19 protein-coding genes are annotated in these 20,062 nt (G+C 44.6%); 9 read left to right on the top strand and 10 right to left on the bottom strand.

What is annotated here, in order from left to right; genetic code table 11:
• Positions 1–97 precede the first annotated feature (97 nt).
• Entirely contained in the window at positions 98–1,990 is a 1,893-nt protein-coding gene (locus H9659_RS11800; RefSeq protein ID WP_191690736.1) for a putative bifunctional diguanylate cyclase/phosphodiesterase, read from the top strand.
• A 50-nt stretch (positions 1,991–2,040) separates the two neighbouring features.
• Here the strand turns inward: H9659_RS11800 and H9659_RS11795 are convergent, their stop codons facing one another.
• Genes H9659_RS11795 through H9659_RS11785 form a run of 3 tightly spaced genes read right to left on the bottom strand, consistent with a single transcriptional unit; the run spans position 2,041 to position 4,378 of the window.
• The gene (locus H9659_RS11795) at positions 2,041–3,708 is read right to left on the bottom strand and encodes a b(o/a)3-type cytochrome-c oxidase subunit 1 (RefSeq protein WP_191690734.1); all 1,668 of its coding nucleotides are present in this window, start codon (positions 3,706–3,708) and stop codon (positions 2,041–2,043) included.
• A gap of 1 nt (position 3,709) precedes the next feature.
• A complete protein-coding gene (locus H9659_RS11790) occupies positions 3,710–4,210 on the bottom strand; it encodes a cytochrome c oxidase subunit II (RefSeq protein ID WP_191690732.1) in 501 nt (166 codons plus the stop codon).
• A gap of 24 nt (positions 4,211–4,234) precedes the next feature.
• Entirely contained in the window at positions 4,235–4,378 is a 144-nt protein-coding gene (locus H9659_RS11785) for a cytochrome c oxidase subunit 2A (RefSeq protein ID WP_191690730.1), read from the bottom strand.
• 299 nt (positions 4,379–4,677) lie between these two features.
• Here H9659_RS11785 and H9659_RS11780 point away from each other — a divergent pair, with 299 nt between their 5' ends.
• Positions 4,678–5,370, top strand: coding sequence for a glucosamine-6-phosphate deaminase (locus H9659_RS11780; protein WP_191690918.1), 693 nt, complete (start codon positions 4,678–4,680; stop codon positions 5,368–5,370).
• A gap of 240 nt (positions 5,371–5,610) precedes the next feature.
• On the opposite strand, the gene H9659_RS11775 is transcribed toward H9659_RS11780, so the two are convergent.
• Complete coding sequence (locus H9659_RS11775) at positions 5,611–6,513, bottom strand: accessory Sec system S-layer assembly protein (RefSeq protein ID WP_191690727.1); 903 nt, start codon at positions 6,511–6,513, stop codon at positions 5,611–5,613.
• On the bottom strand, positions 6,510–8,888 hold the full coding sequence (secA2, locus tag H9659_RS11770; protein WP_191690725.1) for an accessory Sec system translocase SecA2: 2,379 nt from the start codon (positions 8,886–8,888) through the stop codon (positions 6,510–6,512). Before secA2 ends, H9659_RS11775 begins: the two co-directional genes overlap by 4 nt.
• A 250-nt stretch (positions 8,889–9,138) precedes the next feature.
• On the opposite strand from secA2, the gene H9659_RS11765 reads away from it, so the two are divergent.
• Positions 9,139–10,182 carry a glycosyltransferase family 4 protein gene (locus tag H9659_RS11765; RefSeq protein WP_191690723.1) on the top strand — a complete coding sequence of 348 codons (1,044 nt, stop codon included), beginning with the start codon at positions 9,139–9,141 and terminating at the stop codon, positions 10,180–10,182.
• A 108-nt stretch (positions 10,183–10,290) separates the two neighbouring features.
• Here H9659_RS11765 and H9659_RS11760 read toward each other — a convergent pair whose 3' ends face one another.
• Both H9659_RS11760 and H9659_RS11755 read right to left on the bottom strand, forming a co-directional pair.
• Positions 10,291–11,370 carry an LCP family protein gene (locus H9659_RS11760; RefSeq protein ID WP_191690721.1) on the bottom strand — a complete coding sequence of 360 codons (1,080 nt, stop codon included), beginning with the start codon at positions 11,368–11,370 and terminating at the stop codon, positions 10,291–10,293.
• 165 nt (positions 11,371–11,535) lie between these two features.
• Positions 11,536–12,168 (bottom strand): YigZ family protein, encoded by a 633-nt coding sequence (locus H9659_RS11755; protein WP_191690719.1) that lies wholly within the window; start codon positions 12,166–12,168, stop codon positions 11,536–11,538.
• Between the two features lie 147 nt (positions 12,169–12,315).
• Between H9659_RS11755 and H9659_RS11750 the strand changes: the two genes are divergently transcribed.
• From H9659_RS11750 to H9659_RS11735, 4 genes are all read left to right on the top strand, one after another.
• Entirely contained in the window at positions 12,316–13,473 is a 1,158-nt protein-coding gene (locus H9659_RS11750) for a sensor histidine kinase (RefSeq protein WP_191690717.1), read from the top strand.
• A gap of 20 nt (positions 13,474–13,493) precedes the next feature.
• Positions 13,494–14,168 (top strand): response regulator, encoded by a 675-nt coding sequence (locus tag H9659_RS11745; protein WP_191690715.1) that lies wholly within the window; start codon positions 13,494–13,496, stop codon positions 14,166–14,168.
• A gap of 62 nt (positions 14,169–14,230) precedes the next feature.
• Positions 14,231–14,842, top strand: coding sequence for a nuclear transport factor 2 family protein (locus H9659_RS11740; protein WP_191690713.1), 612 nt, complete (start codon positions 14,231–14,233; stop codon positions 14,840–14,842).
• A gap of 130 nt (positions 14,843–14,972) precedes the next feature.
• Positions 14,973–15,332, top strand: a complete 360-nt coding sequence (locus H9659_RS11735; protein WP_191690710.1) for a hypothetical protein — start codon at positions 14,973–14,975, stop codon at positions 15,330–15,332.
• On the opposite strand, the gene H9659_RS11730 is transcribed toward H9659_RS11735, so the two are convergent.
• The 3 genes from H9659_RS11730 to H9659_RS11720 form a co-directional block, all read right to left on the bottom strand.
• A complete protein-coding gene (locus H9659_RS11730; RefSeq protein ID WP_191690708.1) occupies positions 15,301–15,849 on the bottom strand; it encodes a competence protein ComK in 549 nt (182 codons plus the stop codon). The genes H9659_RS11735 and H9659_RS11730 overlap by 32 nt on opposite strands.
• A 177-nt stretch (positions 15,850–16,026) precedes the next feature.
• Positions 16,027–17,193, bottom strand: coding sequence for a M20 metallopeptidase family protein (locus H9659_RS11725; RefSeq protein ID WP_191690706.1), 1,167 nt, complete (start codon positions 17,191–17,193; stop codon positions 16,027–16,029).
• A gap of 106 nt (positions 17,194–17,299) precedes the next feature.
• Positions 17,300–17,821 carry an antibiotic biosynthesis monooxygenase family protein gene (locus H9659_RS11720; protein ID WP_191690704.1) on the bottom strand — a complete coding sequence of 174 codons (522 nt, stop codon included), beginning with the start codon at positions 17,819–17,821 and terminating at the stop codon, positions 17,300–17,302.
• A 233-nt stretch (positions 17,822–18,054) separates the two neighbouring features.
• Between H9659_RS11720 and hemE the strand changes: the two genes are divergently transcribed.
• Positions 18,055–19,104, top strand: a complete 1,050-nt coding sequence (gene hemE, locus H9659_RS11715; protein ID WP_191690702.1) for a uroporphyrinogen decarboxylase — start codon at positions 18,055–18,057, stop codon at positions 19,102–19,104.
• Between the two features lie 16 nt (positions 19,105–19,120).
• Positions 19,121–20,050: a ferrochelatase gene (hemH, locus tag H9659_RS11710; RefSeq protein WP_191690700.1), complete on the top strand. Its 930-nt coding sequence runs from the start codon at positions 19,121–19,123 to the stop codon at positions 20,048–20,050.
• Positions 20,051–20,062 lie beyond the last annotated feature (12 nt).

The raw sequence follows: 20,062 nt of genomic DNA, 5'->3' as shown, positions 1-20,062 counted from the left end.
GCATGGTATTATGAAGATATGACTCGAATCATGATAAAAGCACAATACATGCCGATATAAAGATTACTAGAGGAACCTTTTGAGGAGGTGCTTGAGCGTGGAACGTTCTAAAGAAGAACTTAGGGAATTCGTATCGAGAATGCAGGAACAGCAACAGAATTTGTTTAAACAAGCTAAGCAATTGGACCTTACCCCGGAGTCCATGAAAGATGTTTTGTATGAGCTCTGCGAAAATATAGCGATGATCATGAAGGCGGATCGCGTGAGTATTTGGCTGTTCAATGACGATCAAACCATACTCACGGAGCATTTGACGTACGCTGCGGAATCAGTAGCGATTCCTAGCATTCGCCAACTTGACGCAACGGAAGCAAAGCTCTATTTCGAAACCATTGGTAAAACACGTGTGAATGTAGTGGAAGACATTGCTGCAAATGAGGCACTTGAATCATTTCCGCTCAATTATTTCAACGAAACCCCGATTGCATCGTTACTCGAAGCCTCTATTATCATGAGTCGGGGGATTGGCGGCCTGCTTTGTTGTGAAACCATCGAAAGACGCAACTGGACGAAGCTCGATGAAGTGTTTATCGCCGCAAGTGCAGACATGTTGTCTTTTGTATTCGATCGCTTGAACCGTTTGGAGATGGAAAGCCGTGTCCACGAATTAGCCTATACTGATTTAGTGACAGGCATCGACAATGAAAATGCATTCATTGAAAAAGTGAATGAGAAAATACGTAAAACGGAAAGTGGGCTTTGTGGGGCATTTTTATATATGAAGATTGACCAATTCATTTCGATTCAAAGTGTTCTTGGCCCAGAAGGAACAAAGAGTTCTCTGAAAGTGATAGCGAATAGGCTGCGTTCGCTTTTCCCCGATGGTTCGGACTTTGCGAGAATCGCTTTTGACCATTTCATCATTTACTCTGAATATAGGGATGGTCAGGAGAAAGATGAAAGCGCCATGGGGCATATTCTTTCCGAGTTACGAAAGCCTATTATGGTTAAAGACCAGGAGTTGTTTTTGACGTTCAGTTACGGGGTCTCCCTCTATCCGAAGCATGTGAAAGATGCTTACGAAGGGATTCATGCGGCGAAAATCGCACTCGATTCCTCTCTCAGAGTGGGGAATCGGAAAACCCGTGCAGTCTATGACCCGCTTATGTTTGAACAGTGGGAAGAGGAAATGCATTCGGAGATGAATTTAGGCAAAGGATTGGACATGGACGAGTTCCGGCTATTTTATCAACCGCAAGTAGAAAGTTTGACGCACAAAGTGACAGGGGTCGAAGCGCTGATCCGATGGCAGCACCCTGAAAAAGGTTTGCTGTTTCCAGCTGCCTTCATCAATATTGCAGAAACGACGGGACTCATTATTCAAATTGGAGAATGGGTCGTAAGTCAAGCGTGTCAGCAGTTGAAAAGCTGGGAACAGATGGGCATGGGTGCATTGACGATTTCGGTGAACATTTCCCCAAGACACTTCCTGCATGCTGACTTTCCGACGTTCTTGGATGAATGCATGCGTAACTATGAGGTGGATCCTAAAAAACTGATTATCGAAATTACGGAGAATGTAGCAATCGTGGATTCGGATTTAGTGGAAACTCAAATCAAAAAAGTTCAGGAAATGGGGTTCCCTATTTCAATTGATGATTTTGGAACAGGATACTCTGCATTCCTATACTTACAGCGTTTCTCGATACAGGAAGTGAAAGTGGACCGACAGTTTGTTGCGAACTTAGAGACCGATCCTAAAAGTCGTGCGATTGTCCGTGCGATTTTAACTCTTGCGAAAAGCTTGCATATGCACACTGTGGCAGAAGGAGTCGAAACGGAAGGTCAGTTGAAGAGACTGGAAGAGCTAGGCTGCTTTGAAATCCAAGGTTACTATTTCAGCAGACCGTTACCAATCGAAGAATTGAACAGCCAGCTGCTTGCATCACCTGGTTTTCCATTCTTATATCTCCCCATACGACCTGCTTAAATAGAAAACATCCGGACCGTAAGCATAGTCGCTTACAATCCGGATGTTTTTTACATTCTTCCGATTGGCCATTTAAATGGAACGGAACCTGGTGGAGAGTGTTTAATAATATCAATCATTGGAATCGTGTACGCGAATGCGATCAGCGCAATTGTAATACCAATCCACAAATACCAGTTTTCAAGTACTTTCGGTGTGGTTTGCGCGTCTTCATCCTCTTCGGCGATTGGGAATTCCTCCACTCCGCGAGGTGCGAAAAATGTAAGCTTGATGAAGATGTATGTCATAAGTAAGATACCGACGAATAGAATCGTACCACCGATAGCTTGTGCAAGCTGATAGCCGATCCATGTATCGACCTGTGCCCCACCGGCGTATTCAGAGTATGCCGAACGGCGCGGTCCTCCGAGGAGACCTTGAATATGCATCGCAGTGGACATGATCATCATACCGACTGACCAGATGATTGTTTGGATGATTCCAAGTTTGTTCAGTTGCTTTGTCAGGCGACGACCAGTCAAGTGGGGCACTAGCCAATATGCAATACCGAAGTACGTCAAAATGACAGTTGTTGCAATCGTTAAATGGAAGTGACCAGTGACCCAGATCGTATTGTGGACCAATGCGTTCATCTGGTGGGAAGCGTTGATGATTCCGCCGATTCCGCCTGGGATGAAGGCCACCATACCGACGAATGGTGCGAAGAATCGTACATCGCCCCATGGCAATTTCTTGAACCAGCCGAAAAGACTAGAGAATCCTTTTTTGCGGCCTGTAATCTCGAACGTTGCAAAAATCGAGAAAGCGGTCATGAGTGATGGGATGACGACCATGAATGTCAAGACTACTTGAATGAACTTCCAAGTCGGGTCAATCCCTGGTTCTGTCAATTGGTGGTGGAATCCAACCGGAATCGAGAACAGTAAGAGCAGAATGAATGCTAGGCGAGCAAGTGAATCACTGAATAGTTTGCCTCCGATGATTTTCGGGATGATTGCATACCACGCCATATACGCGGGTAATAACCAGAAATAGACAAGCGGGTGACCGAAGTACCAGAACAACGTACGGCTGACGAGCACGTTGATCGTTTCCGTATAACCGAGTGACCACGGGATGAACTGAACAACTACGGCAATCGCAACACCGAGGGATGCGATAACCCACATGAGCATGTTAATGACAACCATGAATGCAAGCAATGGTGATTTTTCACCTTTATGTGCTTTTTTCCATATATACAACTGACGGAAGTTTGTGAATGCAGAAATCCAACTGCCGACAATGACGAGAGCAAGACCGATATAGAAGGCCGGGTGGGCTGCAAGTGGTGCATAGAATGTATACAGTACGTTCGCTTGCCCAACTAGGATTGTGACCGCCGCCATCACAGTACCGACGAGCATCATCCAGAACGAGAACCAGCCTACTTTCCGCTGTTTGTCTGAAATTCCTACTGTTTTCCCCATAAGTGCAAACTGGAATCCGATGATGAAGAACGTGGTCAAAACGAGTCCGAGAATGACTCCGTGCACCGTTAGAATCGTGTAATAGTTAATGTTGAAGGGAAGGGTGAATCTTCCGGAACGGACAAATGTCTGCAACAGTCCCATAAGACCCCCAACTAGTAATGAAACGAACGTGACATACATGAAAGACATATAGAGTCGTGCATCTTTTTTCGGGAAGAGACGCAAATTATTATCAGTGGCACCCATATTAATACACCTCTACTTTTCCGAACATCTGATGATGACCGATGCCGCAGTATTCGTTACAAACAATCGTGAATTCGCCTTTGTTTTTCATGACCGCTTCAAACCGGCTGATGTGTCCCGGTTCCAACATCATATTGACATTTGTCCCGGCTACCTGAAATCCGTGAACGACGTCTTTCGTTGTCGCTGTAAAGAGAATTGTGGAGCCTTGGGGGACACGGATTGTTTTGACAGGTTTTTCATCCTTGTCGACACCGAAATCATAGTTAAATGCGGATGCGACAATGTTGACTTTGTATTTACCGTCTGCGACTTCTGTCAGACCTAAGTTTTCCGGTTTGAACGAATCGTGTGCTTCCACATTGTTCGGATCGATGGTCTCCAAGTGACTTTGTGGATGAGTGCCTTTCCAAAACGCTGCAAAACCTATAATTAAAAGAAAAATAACTAATGATGCCATACCGAACGTGAGCCAAACTTTCTCATACTTGTGCAGATGCATAACCTCTGCCTCCTTCTTTTCTCGTTATCTTGAAATGAAAAGCCAATAAGCGCCAAACCATGAACCGACCATAAGGAGTCCTAACATCATTACCATGATGAATGTTCCTTTTAAATTGGAAGAGGAATCTGACGCCGGGATATCGTTGGTAGTGTGCTTCTTTGCCATATTATTCACCGCCTTCATTTGATGTCTGGTTACTGTATAAGAACTACTTTCATCATATTGAATCCAGGAAATTAAAATACTAGGGAATTCCCTAATACTTTCGTAGTAGGTAAGAAGTTCACACTTTGTTCATAGAGTCACCACATTATCGTCATATGAAAATGATAGGGGAGTTCAGAGGTTGTAAGATGGCAATAAAGCGAACAGTGAGAATGGGACAGTTTGTTGACCAGGTGGGCATCACGCTTTACAATTAATAAAGGACTTTTAAAGAAAGTTGGGAGATAGACATGAAGAATATACAGACAATCGTGGTTGACAGTAAGGAGCAAGGCGCAGAGAAAATTTGTGGATTGGTGCGCGAAGAATTGGAAGCAGGACGTTTACATGTACTTGGGCTCGCAACAGGAAGTACGATGGAGCCGGTTTATGAAAAACTGAGAGCATCCGATCTGGACTTTACAAATGTGACGGCATTTAACTTGGACGAATACGTCGGTATTCCTGCTACTCATGAAAACAGTTATGCGTACTATATGAACCATCATCTATTCTCAGAAAAGCCATTCAAAGAAACTCATATCGAAAATGGGATGGCTGAAGACTTGGATGCGGAGTGTGTGCGCTACGAAACACTATTGAAAGAGAACCCGCTCGATATTCAGTTTCTTGGTATCGGCGAGAACGGGCACATCGCATTTAACGAACCTGGGACATCCCCAGACTCTGTGACGCACGTTGTCGAACTGACGGAATCGACGATTGCGGTGAACAGCCAGTATTTCAAAGAAGGTGAAACGATGCCTGTAACTGCATTAACAATGGGCATTTCCTCGATTATGCAAGCGAAAAAACTCATCGTTGCTGCTTTTGGCGAGAAAAAACGCGCAGCTCTCGAGAAACTCTTCGCTGGTGAAGTCTCCACTGAGTGGCCAGTGACGTATTTGCTGAATCACCAGGACGTTGTAGTCATTACTGATTTGAAACTGTAATAGAAGAATTGAACGGAAGGCTGTCCTAATGGGCAGTCTTTTTTTATGGGCGAGAGTAGTGGGTTTTGAATCAGGACATGACGATTGTCCGACTTTTGGATGGATTCAACGACAGACGGGAGAGTTTCTTTACCAGATGTCGTTATTGCTTTATAATGCAGCAAAATTCAACCCATTGTATCCAAATACTACTGAACGCAAAAAAATCCCCGTACAACCGAATGTACGGGGATAGATCATTTATGCATTTTGCTGAGGAACTCGGATAGTCCAACGGGAGAAATCGGGATCTTCTTTTGACACCATTTCTGTTGGGTACACGAATGTCCATGGTTTCGTTGTATTCGCATTCACTGGAAGTGAACCGATATCAAACGAACCGCTTGCTACGACTTCACCTGACGCATCGATCAGTTCAAGCGGCAGCTTCTCGATGTTTATCTGTTTCGAGTGACCGTTGCGGATGAACACAGACGCTGCGATACTTCCATCGTCTTGTTTTCCGACTTGGAATCCAGCGATGTTCACTTCGCGTGGTTTCAACTTCGGTAAGTTGCCGACAACCTCTTCAAGCGCTGCTTTTTGTTCAGCGGGAAGGCTTGTTTCCCAAGATTCTTCAAGTTCCAACTTGTGTGGAACCATGGACTGTACGTTGAACGCAAGTTTCCAGTTTTCTGCAGGCGGCTCTTCAACGAAGAGATTCTCTTTTGTGAAGACGAACACCCATGGACGTGCGCTGCGTGGAGCCATTTCGCCAAGTTCACTCAAGTCGAATTGTTGAGAACCAAGTGTTTTACCTTCTTCATCCATCAGCATCAATTCCACTTCACCAATCGTAATCGTTTGGTCCAGAGAAGAACGGAAAAATGCTTTGACTAAAAATTCACCTGTAGCTGGTTCCACGTCAATATCTATTCCGGACAATGAAATTTGGTTTGGTTTAAGAGCTTCCAGCTCGTTTGCAAGAAAACGGAATACGTATTCCTGTTCTTGCGGCAATTCCCATGAGGGGTGAAGGGATAGCGCTGTTTCAATAACCTCGTCTCCAGCGGGTCCGCCAGTACCGGCCATTAGTTCTTCAGAGCCGATAGTGCTGTCGCTTCCTGTCTTTTCGGTCTTCTTAAACATGGAAAGAAATTTCATGAGTCAACCTCCTGTGATTGTTGTTGCTGCTGTTCTGTCAAGATTTTCATGAAGTGAATGACTTCAGAAGCAATATCCCGGCGCAGTTTTTGGTAATGTTTCCCGAAGAGTTCCAATCCTTCGCGCTGATAGATGCGCATCGGATCCTCCTGCCCATAGGAGCGAAGTCCAATACCTTCTTTCAACCGTGTCATGACTTCAAGATGCTTCACCCACATCGTGTCTATGTGACTGAGCATGACTTGTGGAATAAGTTGGTTCACTTGCTCATTATCCTCAAATGATTGAATGTATGCAACCAATTCGTCAAGGGGCTCAGCATAGAATTTGACGATTTGCGATGGTTTTTCAAATGTCCGCGGCAATTCAACAGGCGTACGGAGCAGCGAGTTCAACGTGCGCTCGATGCGCTCGAAATCCCATTGGTCCGGAGTTTCACCTTCTGGACAGCTATCGAATACAACGAACTCGGTCGTCTCTTTCAACATCGTTTGCAAGAGACCATTCACATCGTTACGTTCCAATACATTATCACGCAATCCATATAGCACATTGCGCTGATCGTTGATGACATCATCCAACTTCAAATTATACTCACGCATCGAATAGTGCGCGCCTTCAACAATCCGTTGAGTACGCTCCGTCAGTTCATTGACATCTTTATTCAATACGAGTCCGTTTTCATCAGTTTCAAGTTTCTTCTCGAACTTCTCGATATCATCTTTTGCAAATCTCTTGAACATGTCATCTTCAAGAGATAGGAAGAATCGGGATTCCCCTTTGTCCCCTTGACGACCTGAACGTCCGCGAAGTTGGTTATCGATCCGTCGGCTTTCATGCTTTTCGGTACCGAGTACGAACAATCCGCCTAAATCTTCAACACCTTCACCGAGGACGATGTCGGTTCCGCGTCCTGCCATGTTTGTCGCAACTGTAATATGACCTTTTTGACCTGCATTTGAGATGAGTTCGACTTCTTGTTCGACACTTTTCGCGTTCAACAAGTTGTAGTCCAGTTTTTGTTCATCCAAATACTCGACCACTTTTTCTGACTGCAAAATTGACGTCGTTCCGACAAGTACGGGTTGTCCGGCTTTGTGCCGTTCAGCCACTTCTTTTGCCATCGCTTTATACTTTTGGTCAATTGTTTTAAAGACAAAGTCTTCTTGGTCGACACGCTGGTGGGGACGGTTTGTCGGAATTTGGATGACTTGCATGTTGTAGACTTCCCGGAATTCCCGTTCCTGCGTTTTCGCAGTCCCTGTCATCCCGCACAGTCTTGGATACATGCGGAAATAGTTTTGGATCGTGATCTGTGCTTGAGCTTTGTTTTCATCCGTGATCGGAAGACCTTCTTTCGCTTCGATCGCCTGGTGAAGTCCGTCAGATAACGTCCGTCCATCCATGATCCGTCCGGTGAACATGTCGACCAATTCGATTTTCTGGTCACGTACGATATAGTCCACATCCCGCTTGAAAATCACATGGGCTCGAACCGCTTGAATCATATAATGGTAGAGTGTCTGATGCTCAAGATCATATAAATTATCTACACCGAACGCTTTTTCGACTTTTTCAATGCCTGTTTCTGTTAATGACGTCGACTTGGTTTCATCGTCAAAGTCAAAATCCTCACCTTGTACAAATCGTTTAGCAAGGCGGGCTGCAATCATATGGAGATCCGCATCCGCTTGCATTTTACCTGCAACAATCAATGGAGTTTTCGCTTCATCGATCAGTACACTGTCGACTTCATCGATAATCGCGTAATGATAAGGACGCTGCACTTTCTGGCTGATATGCTGTGCCATATTATCGCGTAAATAGTCAAAGCCGAACTCGGTACCGACGCCATACGTAATATCCGCATCATACGCTTCTTTCTTTTCAAAACTTTGCATCATCGGTACGTTCAATCCGACAGTTAGTCCGAGGAAACGATGGATTTGTCCCATCTGTTCGAAGTCGCGACGTGCCAGATAGTCATTCACCGTTATAATGTGAACGCCTTTGCCTTCAAGTGCACGTACATAAGACGGAAGGGAGGCGACTAATGTTTTTCCTTCGCCAGTCGGCATTTCAGCGATATTCCCTTCAGTCAATACCATGCCGCCAATCATTTGTACATCAAAATGACGCATGTGGAGAACGCGTTTTGAAGCTTCGCGAACAATCGCAAATGCTTCCGGGAGAATGGACTCGACCGTTTCGCCATTCGCAATGCGTTCTTTGAATTCAACTGTTTTCTGAGCAAGTTGGTCATCGGATAAGTCGACATAATTCGCTTCTAATTTATTTATACGATCGACGGTTTTCCGGTATTTCTTAAGTTGTCGATCACTGGTTTGGTTTGATCGTCTGAAAATGGATAGCATATAGTTAACGCTCCTTTATATTGTCCATTCGACGGACACGACTCTATTTTATCAAACAAGAGCGGAAAAGACTAGAAGTGCATAAAAGAACGTGTTAGATAATAGGCGTAAACCGTATATATAACGGGTATTGAAAACTAACCGGTTTGTTTTCTCATAGAAAAATTGTTTCACAGAGTGCTTTCTTTATGTGGGCATGTTATAATACGGTAGGCTTCAACTAAAATTGAGTACTACAGGGAGGAAGGACATGTTATTCCTTGCAATGGCGGCTGCGTTTGTCGGCGCCATCATACTAACTCCACTTGTCATAAAATTCGCCTTCCGTATAGGGGCGGTTGATAGACCGAATTACCGCAAAGTCCATGCTGCGGTCATGCCGCGTATTGGAGGACTTGCAATATTTGGAGCGTTTTTAATCGGATATGCAATATTGCTGCCTAAAGATGAACATGCTGCCGGTATTTTGATTGGCGCCGTAATCATCATCGCGATCGGGTTCTTTGACGATATGCTGGAAATTACAGCGAAAGCGAAAGCATTAGGTCAGTTGGTTGCCGCAATTGTCGTAATGACTGTTGGACATCTGCAAATCGATTTCATAAACTTACCATTTCTCGGACAAATTGACTTTGGGTATTTAAGTATTCCTATTACGATTCTTTGGATTGTTGGTGTAACGAATGCCATCAACCTGATCGACGGACTGGATGGTCTGGCCGCAGGTGTTTCGACAATTGCGCTCATCTCCATTTCAGTCATGGCACTTATCATGGGAAACACGTTTGTACTTGTCACAGCAGCAATCCTTGCGGCTAGTTCACTTGGATTTTTACTATTCAACTTCCATCCTGCAAAAATCTTCATGGGCGATACGGGATCATTGTTCTTAGGGTTCATGATTTCCGTTTTGGCACTTCTCGGATTCAAGAACGTTGCCGTCGTATCGCTCGTTATCCCGATTATTATGCTAGGTGTACCGATTTCTGATACATTCTTTGCGATTGTCAGACGTATTCGCATGAAACAATCGATTACCGCGCCGGATAAATCCCACTTGCATCATTGCTTGCTGCGCGCAGGGTTTTCACATCGTCAAACTGTACTTGTCATTTACGGTATTGCCATTCTTTTCGGAATCGCAGCAGTGCTGTTCTCACAAGCAACGGTATGGGGAGCGATCTTGTTACTATTCGTCATCTTACTCGCTATCGAATTGTTTGTCGAAATCATCGGTCTTGCCGGGGCGAATTACCGCCCAATTTTAAACCTAGTCCGCATGATTGGAAAATAATTTTAAAAGGCTGTCCTAGAGAATTACTCTAGGACAGCCTTTTAGTTGTTATTACAAATTAAAACGTGAAAGGAGTATTCTCCTTTCACGCGTCCACTTGGCTAATTACTAATTAACATCCCTACCTGTTGTAGGAGAAATGACGATATTATTCGTATTTCCTGCATCTCCAGAGGAAGCTTCGTCATCTTTATCTGGTACCAAAGAAGAAATCAGTTCAAGGTGGGATTGCAAAATCAACCGCTTCTGTTGGAGGTCTTCATCATTCAATTTCCAAAAGTACACGCCAGTTGACCAATCGTCATCACCTTCAAGAGTTAACATATCGACGGATGGTATTCCGCCTTTTGCATACTCTAAGAATGACAGCATCTCACTATACTGCATATCGGTTTTAATGTTATCTCCGAGTGCATCGATGACATCACCGAATTTCGTAATTGCAGCTGGAGATTTCGCTTGGTCCATCATCGCCTGGATAATCATTTGCTGACGTTTCCCACGCTCGATATCGTTATCGAGTTTCCGTGTTCTAGCAAGTGCAAGTGCATGACGGCCATCTAATACTTGAAGACCCGGCATTAAATGGATCGTCCCTGCATCCGTTTCATCTTTTTCAATTCGTTCATAGGGAACTTCGACTTCGACTCCACCTAGTGCATCCACTACATCTATGAACGCGTTGAAGTTTGTTTTCAAATAGTAGTCAATCGGAATGTCCAGCATTTCTTCAACCGTTTCAATGGTTGCTTTTGTTCCTCCGTACGCATTCGCATGCGTGATTTTATCTTTATAATCCACTTCTGGAATGTAAACATAAGAATCACGTGGAATACTGAGCAGTTTGACCGTCTTCTGTTTCGGATTTAACGTAGCTACGAGCAATGCATCTGCGCGGCTGTTGCTATCCCCCTGCTGCCGGTCGTCGCTGTCATCCACACCAATCAGCAGCACCGATACATTGTCTTTTGCGGGTTGGATGTTGTCTTCTTTTGCATTCGATCGGGAAGTGCGCTCCTTAATCGGCTCGTACGCCCTATCTGCTGCGAGTTCAGCCTTCTTGTGAAGTGTGACTCCGTAGGCTGCAACTGTCAAAAAAGCCGCAATCGCCAAAACGAGACCTATCTTCAAAACAAGCCTCGTTTTTGAAGATCTCCTCTTCGCTTTTATATATTCTTTTCGCTTCATGTTTCATCTAGCCTCCGTTAATCCGTCCTTAATGTCGAACTCCATCGTAATGGAGTAGATGCTGTCAAATGACAACGACTGCTATACTTGTCGAATGGGCTGTTTAGCTGCAAAATGTTTCAATTATCAACAGTATACTATCTTTACGGAAGCGCGTACACCTTTTCAAACAGAAAACTCCAAGAACTTCTGTTCACCTTCAATTATATCGCCCTGACCGTTCGTTAAATCTGCAATCCACGTATGGAATACTTCTACGTCAGAAATCGGGACCAATATGAAAAGCGTAACCTGTTCGCCGTACTCGATATGCTCAAGCGGCCAAGCGGATTGCCGCACCTCATTTTCCACTTTCCCGAGTGATGTGTAGTCGACTGTAACGCGCATTGTACTATGAAGTATGCGCTCAACCGTACCGGCGGCTGCAACCCCTTCTGAAGTTGAACGTCCATATGCACGTATGAGGCCACCGCCGCCGAGTTTGATACCACCGAAATATCGGGTGATCACAACGGTTGTATCTTTTAAACCTTGCTTTTTCAATACTTCCAGCATAGGGAAACCGGCTGTACCAGAAGGCTCACCATCATCATTCGCTTTTTGGATCTGGTCGTGTTCGCCTATTAAGTAAGCGGAGCAATTATGATTCGCCGATGGATGCGCTTGTTTTATTTCCTGGATGAAGTCGAGAGCCTCTTGTTCCGTTTCCGTGCGTTTCACGGATGTGATGAATCGAGACTTGTTAATAATGATTTCCGTTTCACTTTGTTGTTTTACGGTCTTATAGTCCAATCTCATTGCAAGACCTCCTTAATCTGTAATACAATTTTAATATGTTATGGGCATTAAGATGCTATACTGAATAAAGTGTATAGTGAATCCAATGTAATCGCAACAGCCTATGGATTCTACAAGGAGATTTTAGCATTAGTAGGAGTGTGAACAATGGATAAGGCGGCAATCGATATTCAAAAGCTTGAAGGCATCTTCGATAGCATGGTGAATGTTATGGATCAGTCCAAGAACGACATCTTCATGATCAGTGAGCAAAGCCGTCGAAGTTTCGAATCCATGCAACGCGAGCTCATTCTTGTTAAGGAGGATATTTCCCGGGTAATAACCGAAGGAGATCACCTTGAAGAAATGACACGTCATTCACGCAGAAGGCTTGCTGATGTCTCGAAAAACTTTGTGAATTACTCGGAACAGGAAGTGCGAAAAGCGTACGAGGTTGCCAATGACCTTCTTGTTAGACTGTCCGTAAACAGAATGGAAGAAAAACAATTACGTATCCAGCGCGATGACTTGGACCGCCGTTTGGCTGAACTGCTGGAAACGATCGAGCGGGCCGATCAACTCGTCAACCAAGTATCCACAGTTGTCACTTACCTGACTTCAGACTTGAAAGACGTAGGGGAAGCCCTTGAAACAGCCAGGCATAAGCAAGACTTTGCGATTCGGATCATTCAAGCACAAGAAGAGGAACGTAAACGAGTTTCAAGGGAAATCCACGATGGTCCTGCTCAAATGATGGCCAGTGTCCTCATTCGTTCCGGACTTATCGAAAAAGTGTATGAACAAAAAGGTCCTAAGCAAGCACTTGAAGAATTTAAGGGATTAAAAGAGATGGTGAGGAATTCATTATATGAAGTACGTAGAATCATTTATGATCTTCGCCCGATGGCAATCGATGATCTTGGTGTAGTGCCAACATTGAAAAAGTATTTATCCACTCTTATGGAATATGAACCCGATGTCCATATCCACTTTCAAAGCATCGGAGAAGACCGCCGATTCGAATCGAGTTTTGAAATCGCGGTGTTCCGCTTAGTTCAGGAATCCGTAACCAATGCCATTAAACATGGGAATAGCCGGGATGTATGGGTGAAGGTGGAGTGGTTACGGGAGACGATGAATGCGATTGTAAAAGATAATGGATCAGGATTCGATCAAAATGAAGTAAAAGAGAAATCATTCGGAATTATCGGGATGAAAGAGCGCATCGACTTGTTGAAGGGTGATTTCAAAATCATCTCTGCAGTTGGTAAAGGGACAAGCGTGTTCTTTAAAATTCCGATTAATCCTGATAGTATAGGCAAATAGAGGCTTTGGAGGGAACAGACATGACAAAAATCTTGATAGTAGATGATCATCAATTATTCCGTGAAGGAGTCAAGCGCATCTTAGCGTTTGAAGACACCTTTGAAATTGTAGCAGAGGGCGATGATGGCAGCGAAGTTTTCAATTTATACGAAGAGCATAATCCTGATGTAGTACTTATGGATATCAATATGCCTCGCATGAATGGAATCGAAGCTACTGAACAACTCATGACCAAATATCCGGATGCGAAAGTTATCGTATTATCGATACATGATGATGAGTCTTATGTTTCTCAAGCACTGAAGACGGGTGCGCTTGGCTACATGTTGAAAGAAATGGATGCGGATGCGATTGTGCAGGCCATTAAAGTTGTAGCGGCTGGCGGATCTTACTTACATCCGAAAGTGACGCATAATCTGGTGACGGAATACCGCAGATTGAGCGAACGGGAATACAAAGGTTCTTTCCATCAGCACGAAATCCGCCGGCCTTTGCATTTGTTGACAAAGCGCGAATGTGAAGTCCTGCAATTGTTGACGGATGGGCAAAGTAACCGCGCAATTGGAGAAACATTGTTCATCTCCGAAAAAACCGTTAAAAACCACGTTTCAAGTATTTTACAGAAGATGAGCGTTAATGACCGGACACAAGCTGTTGTCACAGCGATTAAAAATGGCTGGGTTGAAGTGAAGTAATGCAGCATCTTATAAAAGGACCTCCATTCGGATGGTCCTTTTGCTATGAAAGGAGACCAACCATGAAAAAAATTACAGGACTCGTCGGAACGGCTGCGCTTGCTCTTATGCTAAGTGCCTGCAGCGGAGATGATGACAGCACCGAAAAGAATTCAGGTTCAATCAACGATGGTGAACAGACGAACGAAAATGGTTCGATTGACCATGGAGTTACAGACAAAGGGGACACGGGTGCAAAAGAAGCCAAAGAGGACGATGACATCGGTTTCAGTTTGGATGGAGGAGGTGTTGAAGAGGCGGCTGACGTACCGGCTGAACAAAAGGAAGCGATTGTTGCCGCGTTCAATCGGTATATCGAAACGTTGAACGAAGGGGATGTGGATGCTTATCTTGAAACACTCTCTTCTGACGGCTATGATTTGGACGAAGAACGGGCTGCCACTGAACAACTCCTCGCTACTCACGAACTGACACGCACTCCGGAAGACGTCACGATCGTGAAGTATTCAGATGAGGAAGCTCAAGTATTTACAACTATGGAAACCGCAGTGAAAGACAAAGAAAGCGGTGCACAAGATGTCAGCGCAGGTCGTCAAGTAACTGTCATGGTCAATGAGGACGGCGCATGGAAAGCGAAAGCAGTCCATTATATCGGAGACCCCGAAACGAAATAAATTATGCGGGGGTCAAACAGAGGATCACAATGACGGCAAACGCCTTCTGATCCTCTGTTTTTTGTTGCATTTTTTAGGGAGGTGACATAGAATAGAAATAAGAACAAATGTTCTATTCGGAGGTGGAGACATGCCGGCACTGAAAAATGAAGTAATCCCTTATTTGGAAAATATGATTTACTTGCCTATGATTTTGACGATTTTGGAGAAAGATCGGCTGCTTATTGAAAAAGGGGATTTCAAATTGAAAAAACCGTATTTGGGGCTCTTGGATAGTGTCGCAACGTGCGTACACAAAGAGCTTGGAAATACGGCCGCATATTTGCGTATGAATCAGTTATCGGTCATAAAGGGGAGAATGGACGATATCTTCACAGAGTATATTTTTCTGCATGACCATCAAGAGGAGCGCAGAAGGTATTTGAATGTGCGCTTACGCAACCGAACAGAGGAATTGCTCACTCAGTATCTTCGGCAACCGGGTATCTGAACATCCCTTCTTGTGCTTGGAACGTCCTAGGGCGCTGCAGCAAAAATTGTTTTTTTGCAAAGTCCCGTTCCAGTAAAGCAGCAAAAGCGAACTGGCGCCACATAGTGGGGGTGGAGACGTTCACTTTCATTTCATACCCATTCTCAAATAGGATTTTGCATCCGACCTCCTCTTCCTGGACGTCAGAAATCGCATGATAGGAAATCCAGACATTCTCTTCGGAATTGGGGGACATTGTCGGTAAAAAAATATAAGGCGTATCGAAAGCGTGAGCGACTACGATTGGTGTCTTATGGCGATTGCCAAGTGCATGGCGCGCGGTCAATGTGCGGGTTTTTAACGAAGCACCATAAAGTTCACACGTTTTTTTGACGATTTGAATCGGTTTTTTAGGCAGTTCGAATTCGGTATGGCGTTCAATCACACGCGTCGTTAATTTGTACCCTTCTCGAATCGGCTGTAACACAAACGTATCGGAATTGATCAAGTAATTGTCGGTATTTTTTCGTGATTGCATCCTATTCACTCCTACTCACTAAGTAATACTTCCTATTATATAGGATAAATATTGGAAAGCAATCAGTAAAAACTAAATAATCAGAAATAAAACACGAAAAAACTCCGGACTTGCCATTTCTTGACGACTCATGTTTAAAGGGAGTCAAGAAATGGAGCGAAGTCGCAGAGTAGGTGATTACTGCTTTTGATAAGTAAGAGCTGCTGCCCCTAACGTTTTGGCAGCAGATAACATGGCGGATTCGTCAAAGTCGAATCGCGGATGATGATGCGGGTAGGCGTTTTCAGGTTGTGCTCCAGTGAAGAAGAACGTCCCTGGAACCTGTTCCAAGTAGTACGCGAAATCTTCGCCGCCCATTTGAGGGATGGTTTGAATGACTTCTTTCACTCCTGGCACTTCTTTCGCAACGTCCCGTAAAAATGCTGTCTCTTTGTCATGATTGACGACAGCCGGATAGCCACGCGTATAGGCGACGTTGATTTCACAGTTGTTCATAAGTGCGGTTCCTTCAGCAATCCGGTGGATCTCCGATTCCATAAGATCCCGGATTTCCGGAGAAAACGTCCGTACGGTTCCTTTCAGCTCAGCGCTATCCGCGATAATATTGAAGGCGTTGTCGGATACGAATGAGCCGATCGACAGTACAGCGGATTCAATCGGGTCGACACGACGTGACACTAGCTGTTGGAAGTTAGTGACGAGTTGGGAGGCGATTACGATCGCATCTTTTGTTTGGTGCGGGGAAGCACCATGACCGCCAGCGCCTTGAACCGTGATTTCGATACGGTCTGCGGCTGCCATGATCGGACCGCTAACGTATTGGATGGTGTTCGGCTCCATCATGGACCATAAGTGAGTACCGAAAATAACATCCACACCGTCCAGGCATCCATCTTCAATCATTGAAATTGCACCGCCTGGAGCATATTCTTCGGCGTGTTGATGGATGAAGACATAAGTTCCGGCAAGTTCGTCTTTCAGCTCATGGATCGCTTTAGCAAGATGCAGCAAAGTCGAAGTGTGACCATCATGACCACATGCGTGCATGACACCAGGAACGGTGGACTTGTAAGGGACATCTTTTTGGTCTTGGATCGGCAGTGCATCAAAATCTGCTCGAAGTGCAACTGTTTTACCAGGTTTTCCACCTTCAATACGTGCAACTACACCGTTTCCACCAACGTTGCTCCTGAATTCAACCCCGAGTTCCTGATAGAAATCCTGGATGAATTGTGCTGTATTGGTTTCATGGAATGACACTTCTGGATGCTGGTGCAAATAGCGGCGTACGCTGACCATGTCATCAAAAGAGTTGTCGAGAAGTTGATACAGTTTTTCGTTCATGATAGACAGCCCCTTTTTCGAATATGGTATCCAGTATATCAGTGTGTTTTTGAACTCGCAATTGTTTGACAACAAAAAAAGAGGCACACAGCCTCTTAGGGAATTGTTATTGCGACTCGTCAACATGAAGGGAACTGAATAGTGTAATGTAAGGTGCGCTGGAGAAAATGTGAATGGAAGGACCAGCGACGAGATCCTTTTTCGTAGTATCGTAAGCGGTTGAAAAGGCCGGGGTGTTCTTTTGCAAATCGAATGCTTTGCTATCTTCCCACTCTGTTAACACGATGTACGTATCTGAATCGATTGAACGTAACAATCGGAAGGCGATAAAGCCTGGAGCGTGTTTCATGTCCGGATGATCTCTTTTGAAACGTTCTTCGAAAATGGGTTTCCCTTCGTCGGACACGGTTATGTTGTTCAACGCAAAAAATCCGTGTTCTTGGAGCTCACCACTTTCTTCTATGACTTCATATCGCTGAGGAGTTTGAAAAACCGATTTCCCTTCAGTTTCGTGCAGGAGCTGAGATGACCCGCTGCCGTGCATTAAAATGATGTTCTCGTTTACGTGTTTCTCTTTAATCTTCTCCATGAATTCTGGAGTACCTCGCGTGATGTATACATTTTTCATAATAAGTGTCCTCCTTGGCTGGTCTGTTCAATGTTCGCTCTTTCTTAGGTATTTCCCCCGAATGCTGCTCCTAAAACAATCCATGTCAAAACAATGACCGATTGCAGCACAAATTTATGACAAAAGGAGTATATTGCTATACATCCCAACAGTTTACGTCTATATTGAAAACGATAAGCTACACGTGAATTATAGAATGAGGTTCGGCTAACAGAGAATGGGGGATTTTGTTCATGACTATAGTAAATGATACGCTCCTACGGGCTGCCCGTGGGGAACATATTGGTCACACACCGGTTTGGTATATGCGTCAGGCAGGAAGATCACAACCGGAATACCGGAAGATCAAAGAAAAGTATTCGCTTGAAGAGATTACGCATCAGCCTGAATTGTGTGCATATGTGACAAAGTTGCCCGTCGACCAATATGGAGTCGATGCTGCAATTTTATATAAAGATATTGTAACACCACTTCCAGGAATGGGCGTTGACGTACAGATTAAAGCGGGAATCGGACCGGTTATTTCGAATCCGATCAAAACGGTCGCTGACATCGAAAAATTGACAGCGATGCATCCTGAAGAGGATATTCCATTTGTACTTGAAACGATTCGCATGTTGACGGAAGAACAACTGGATGTACCTCTCATCGGATTTGCAGGAGCACCATTCACACTTGCGAGTTACATGATCGAGGGCGGACCGTCTAGAAACTATGCCCGTACAAAAGCTCTCATGGTGTCTGAACCACAAGCTTGGTTCGCGCTCATGGACAAACTGGCGGATACGATGATTGTCTATGTAACTGCTCAAGTAAAAGCAGGTGCCTCAGCGATTCAACTGTTCGATTCATGGGTAGGGGCATTGAACGTATCAGATTATCGTATTTTCATCAAACCTGTCATGGAACGTATTTTTACAGAACTGCGTAAGTTGAATGTACCTTTGATCACGTTCGGAGTAGGTGCAAGTCACCTAGCAAACGAATGGCATGATCTTCCGGTGGATGTAGTAGGACTGGATTGGAGATTATCCATTGAAGAGGCTGGTCAGCGTGGATTGACAAAGCCGCTTCAAGGGAATCTGGATCCTACGTTGCTGCTCGCGGATTGGTCCGTCATTGAAGAGCGTGCAAAAGTGATTATTGAGCAAGGGGTTGCTCACGGCAGCCACATCTTCAATTTAGGACATGGCGTGTTCCCGGAAATCGAACCTGCCAAGTTGAAGAAACTGACGGAATTCATCCACACATATAGTGCGGAACTTCGCGCAACTAAAAACTAACTTTGAGGTGATTGACATGGGAAAACGTACAATGGGACTTTTGGTAATGGCATATGGAACGCCTTACAAAGAAGAGGACATCGAGCCGTATTACACTCATATCCGACGAGGACGTAAACCAGCGCCCGAACAACTTGAAGATCTGAAAAACCGTTATGAAGCGATTGGTGGGATCTCACCACTTGCCCATATTACGGATGGCCAGGCACAAGCACTTTGTGATGCGTTGAACCGCCAGCAAGATGAGATTGAATTCAAGCTATACATTGGTCTGAAGCACATCACGCCATTCATCGAAGATGCAGTGGAGCAGATGAATAATGACGGCATCAAAGAAGCGGTTACTGTTGTACTGGCTCCTCATTATTCAACATTCTCGGTGAAATCATACAATACACGTGCGAAAGAGGAAGCGGATAAATACGGAATTTCTCTCTCTTCTGTTGAAAGCTGGTATAAGCAGCCGAAATTCTTGAAGTATTGGGAAGAGAAGATCCGTGGAACTTTTGACAGCATGAGCCATGAAGAGCGTGAGAAGTCTGTTCTTATTGTATCGGCGCACTCACTTCCACAAAAAATCCGTGAAGCGGGAGACCCGTATCCGGATCAGCTTGAAGAAACCGCTAAGCTCCTTGCAGAAGCTGCTGACGTAAAAGAATACGCGGTGGGCTGGCAAAGTGAAGGTCAGACAGGCGAACCGTGGCTTGGACCGGATGTACAGGACTTAACACGCGAATTGAACGAGAAAAAAGGATATACGTCATTTGTCTATACACCTGTAGGTTTTGTTTCGGATCACCTAGAAGTACTCTATGACAATGACTATGAATGTAAAGTGGTCTGCGACGAGATCGGTGCAACGTATCATCGGCCAGCTATGCCGAACACGGATCCACTCTTTATCGGCGCAGTGGCGGACGCAGTACTTGAAAAAGTGAACAAGTAAGTTTTTGAAAAG

The organism is Sporosarcina gallistercoris (assembly GCF_014836415.1).
Classification (GTDB): Bacteria; Bacillota; Bacilli; order Bacillales_A; family Planococcaceae; genus Sporosarcina; species Sporosarcina gallistercoris.
This window is presented reverse-complemented; position numbering and strand designations above follow the sequence as displayed.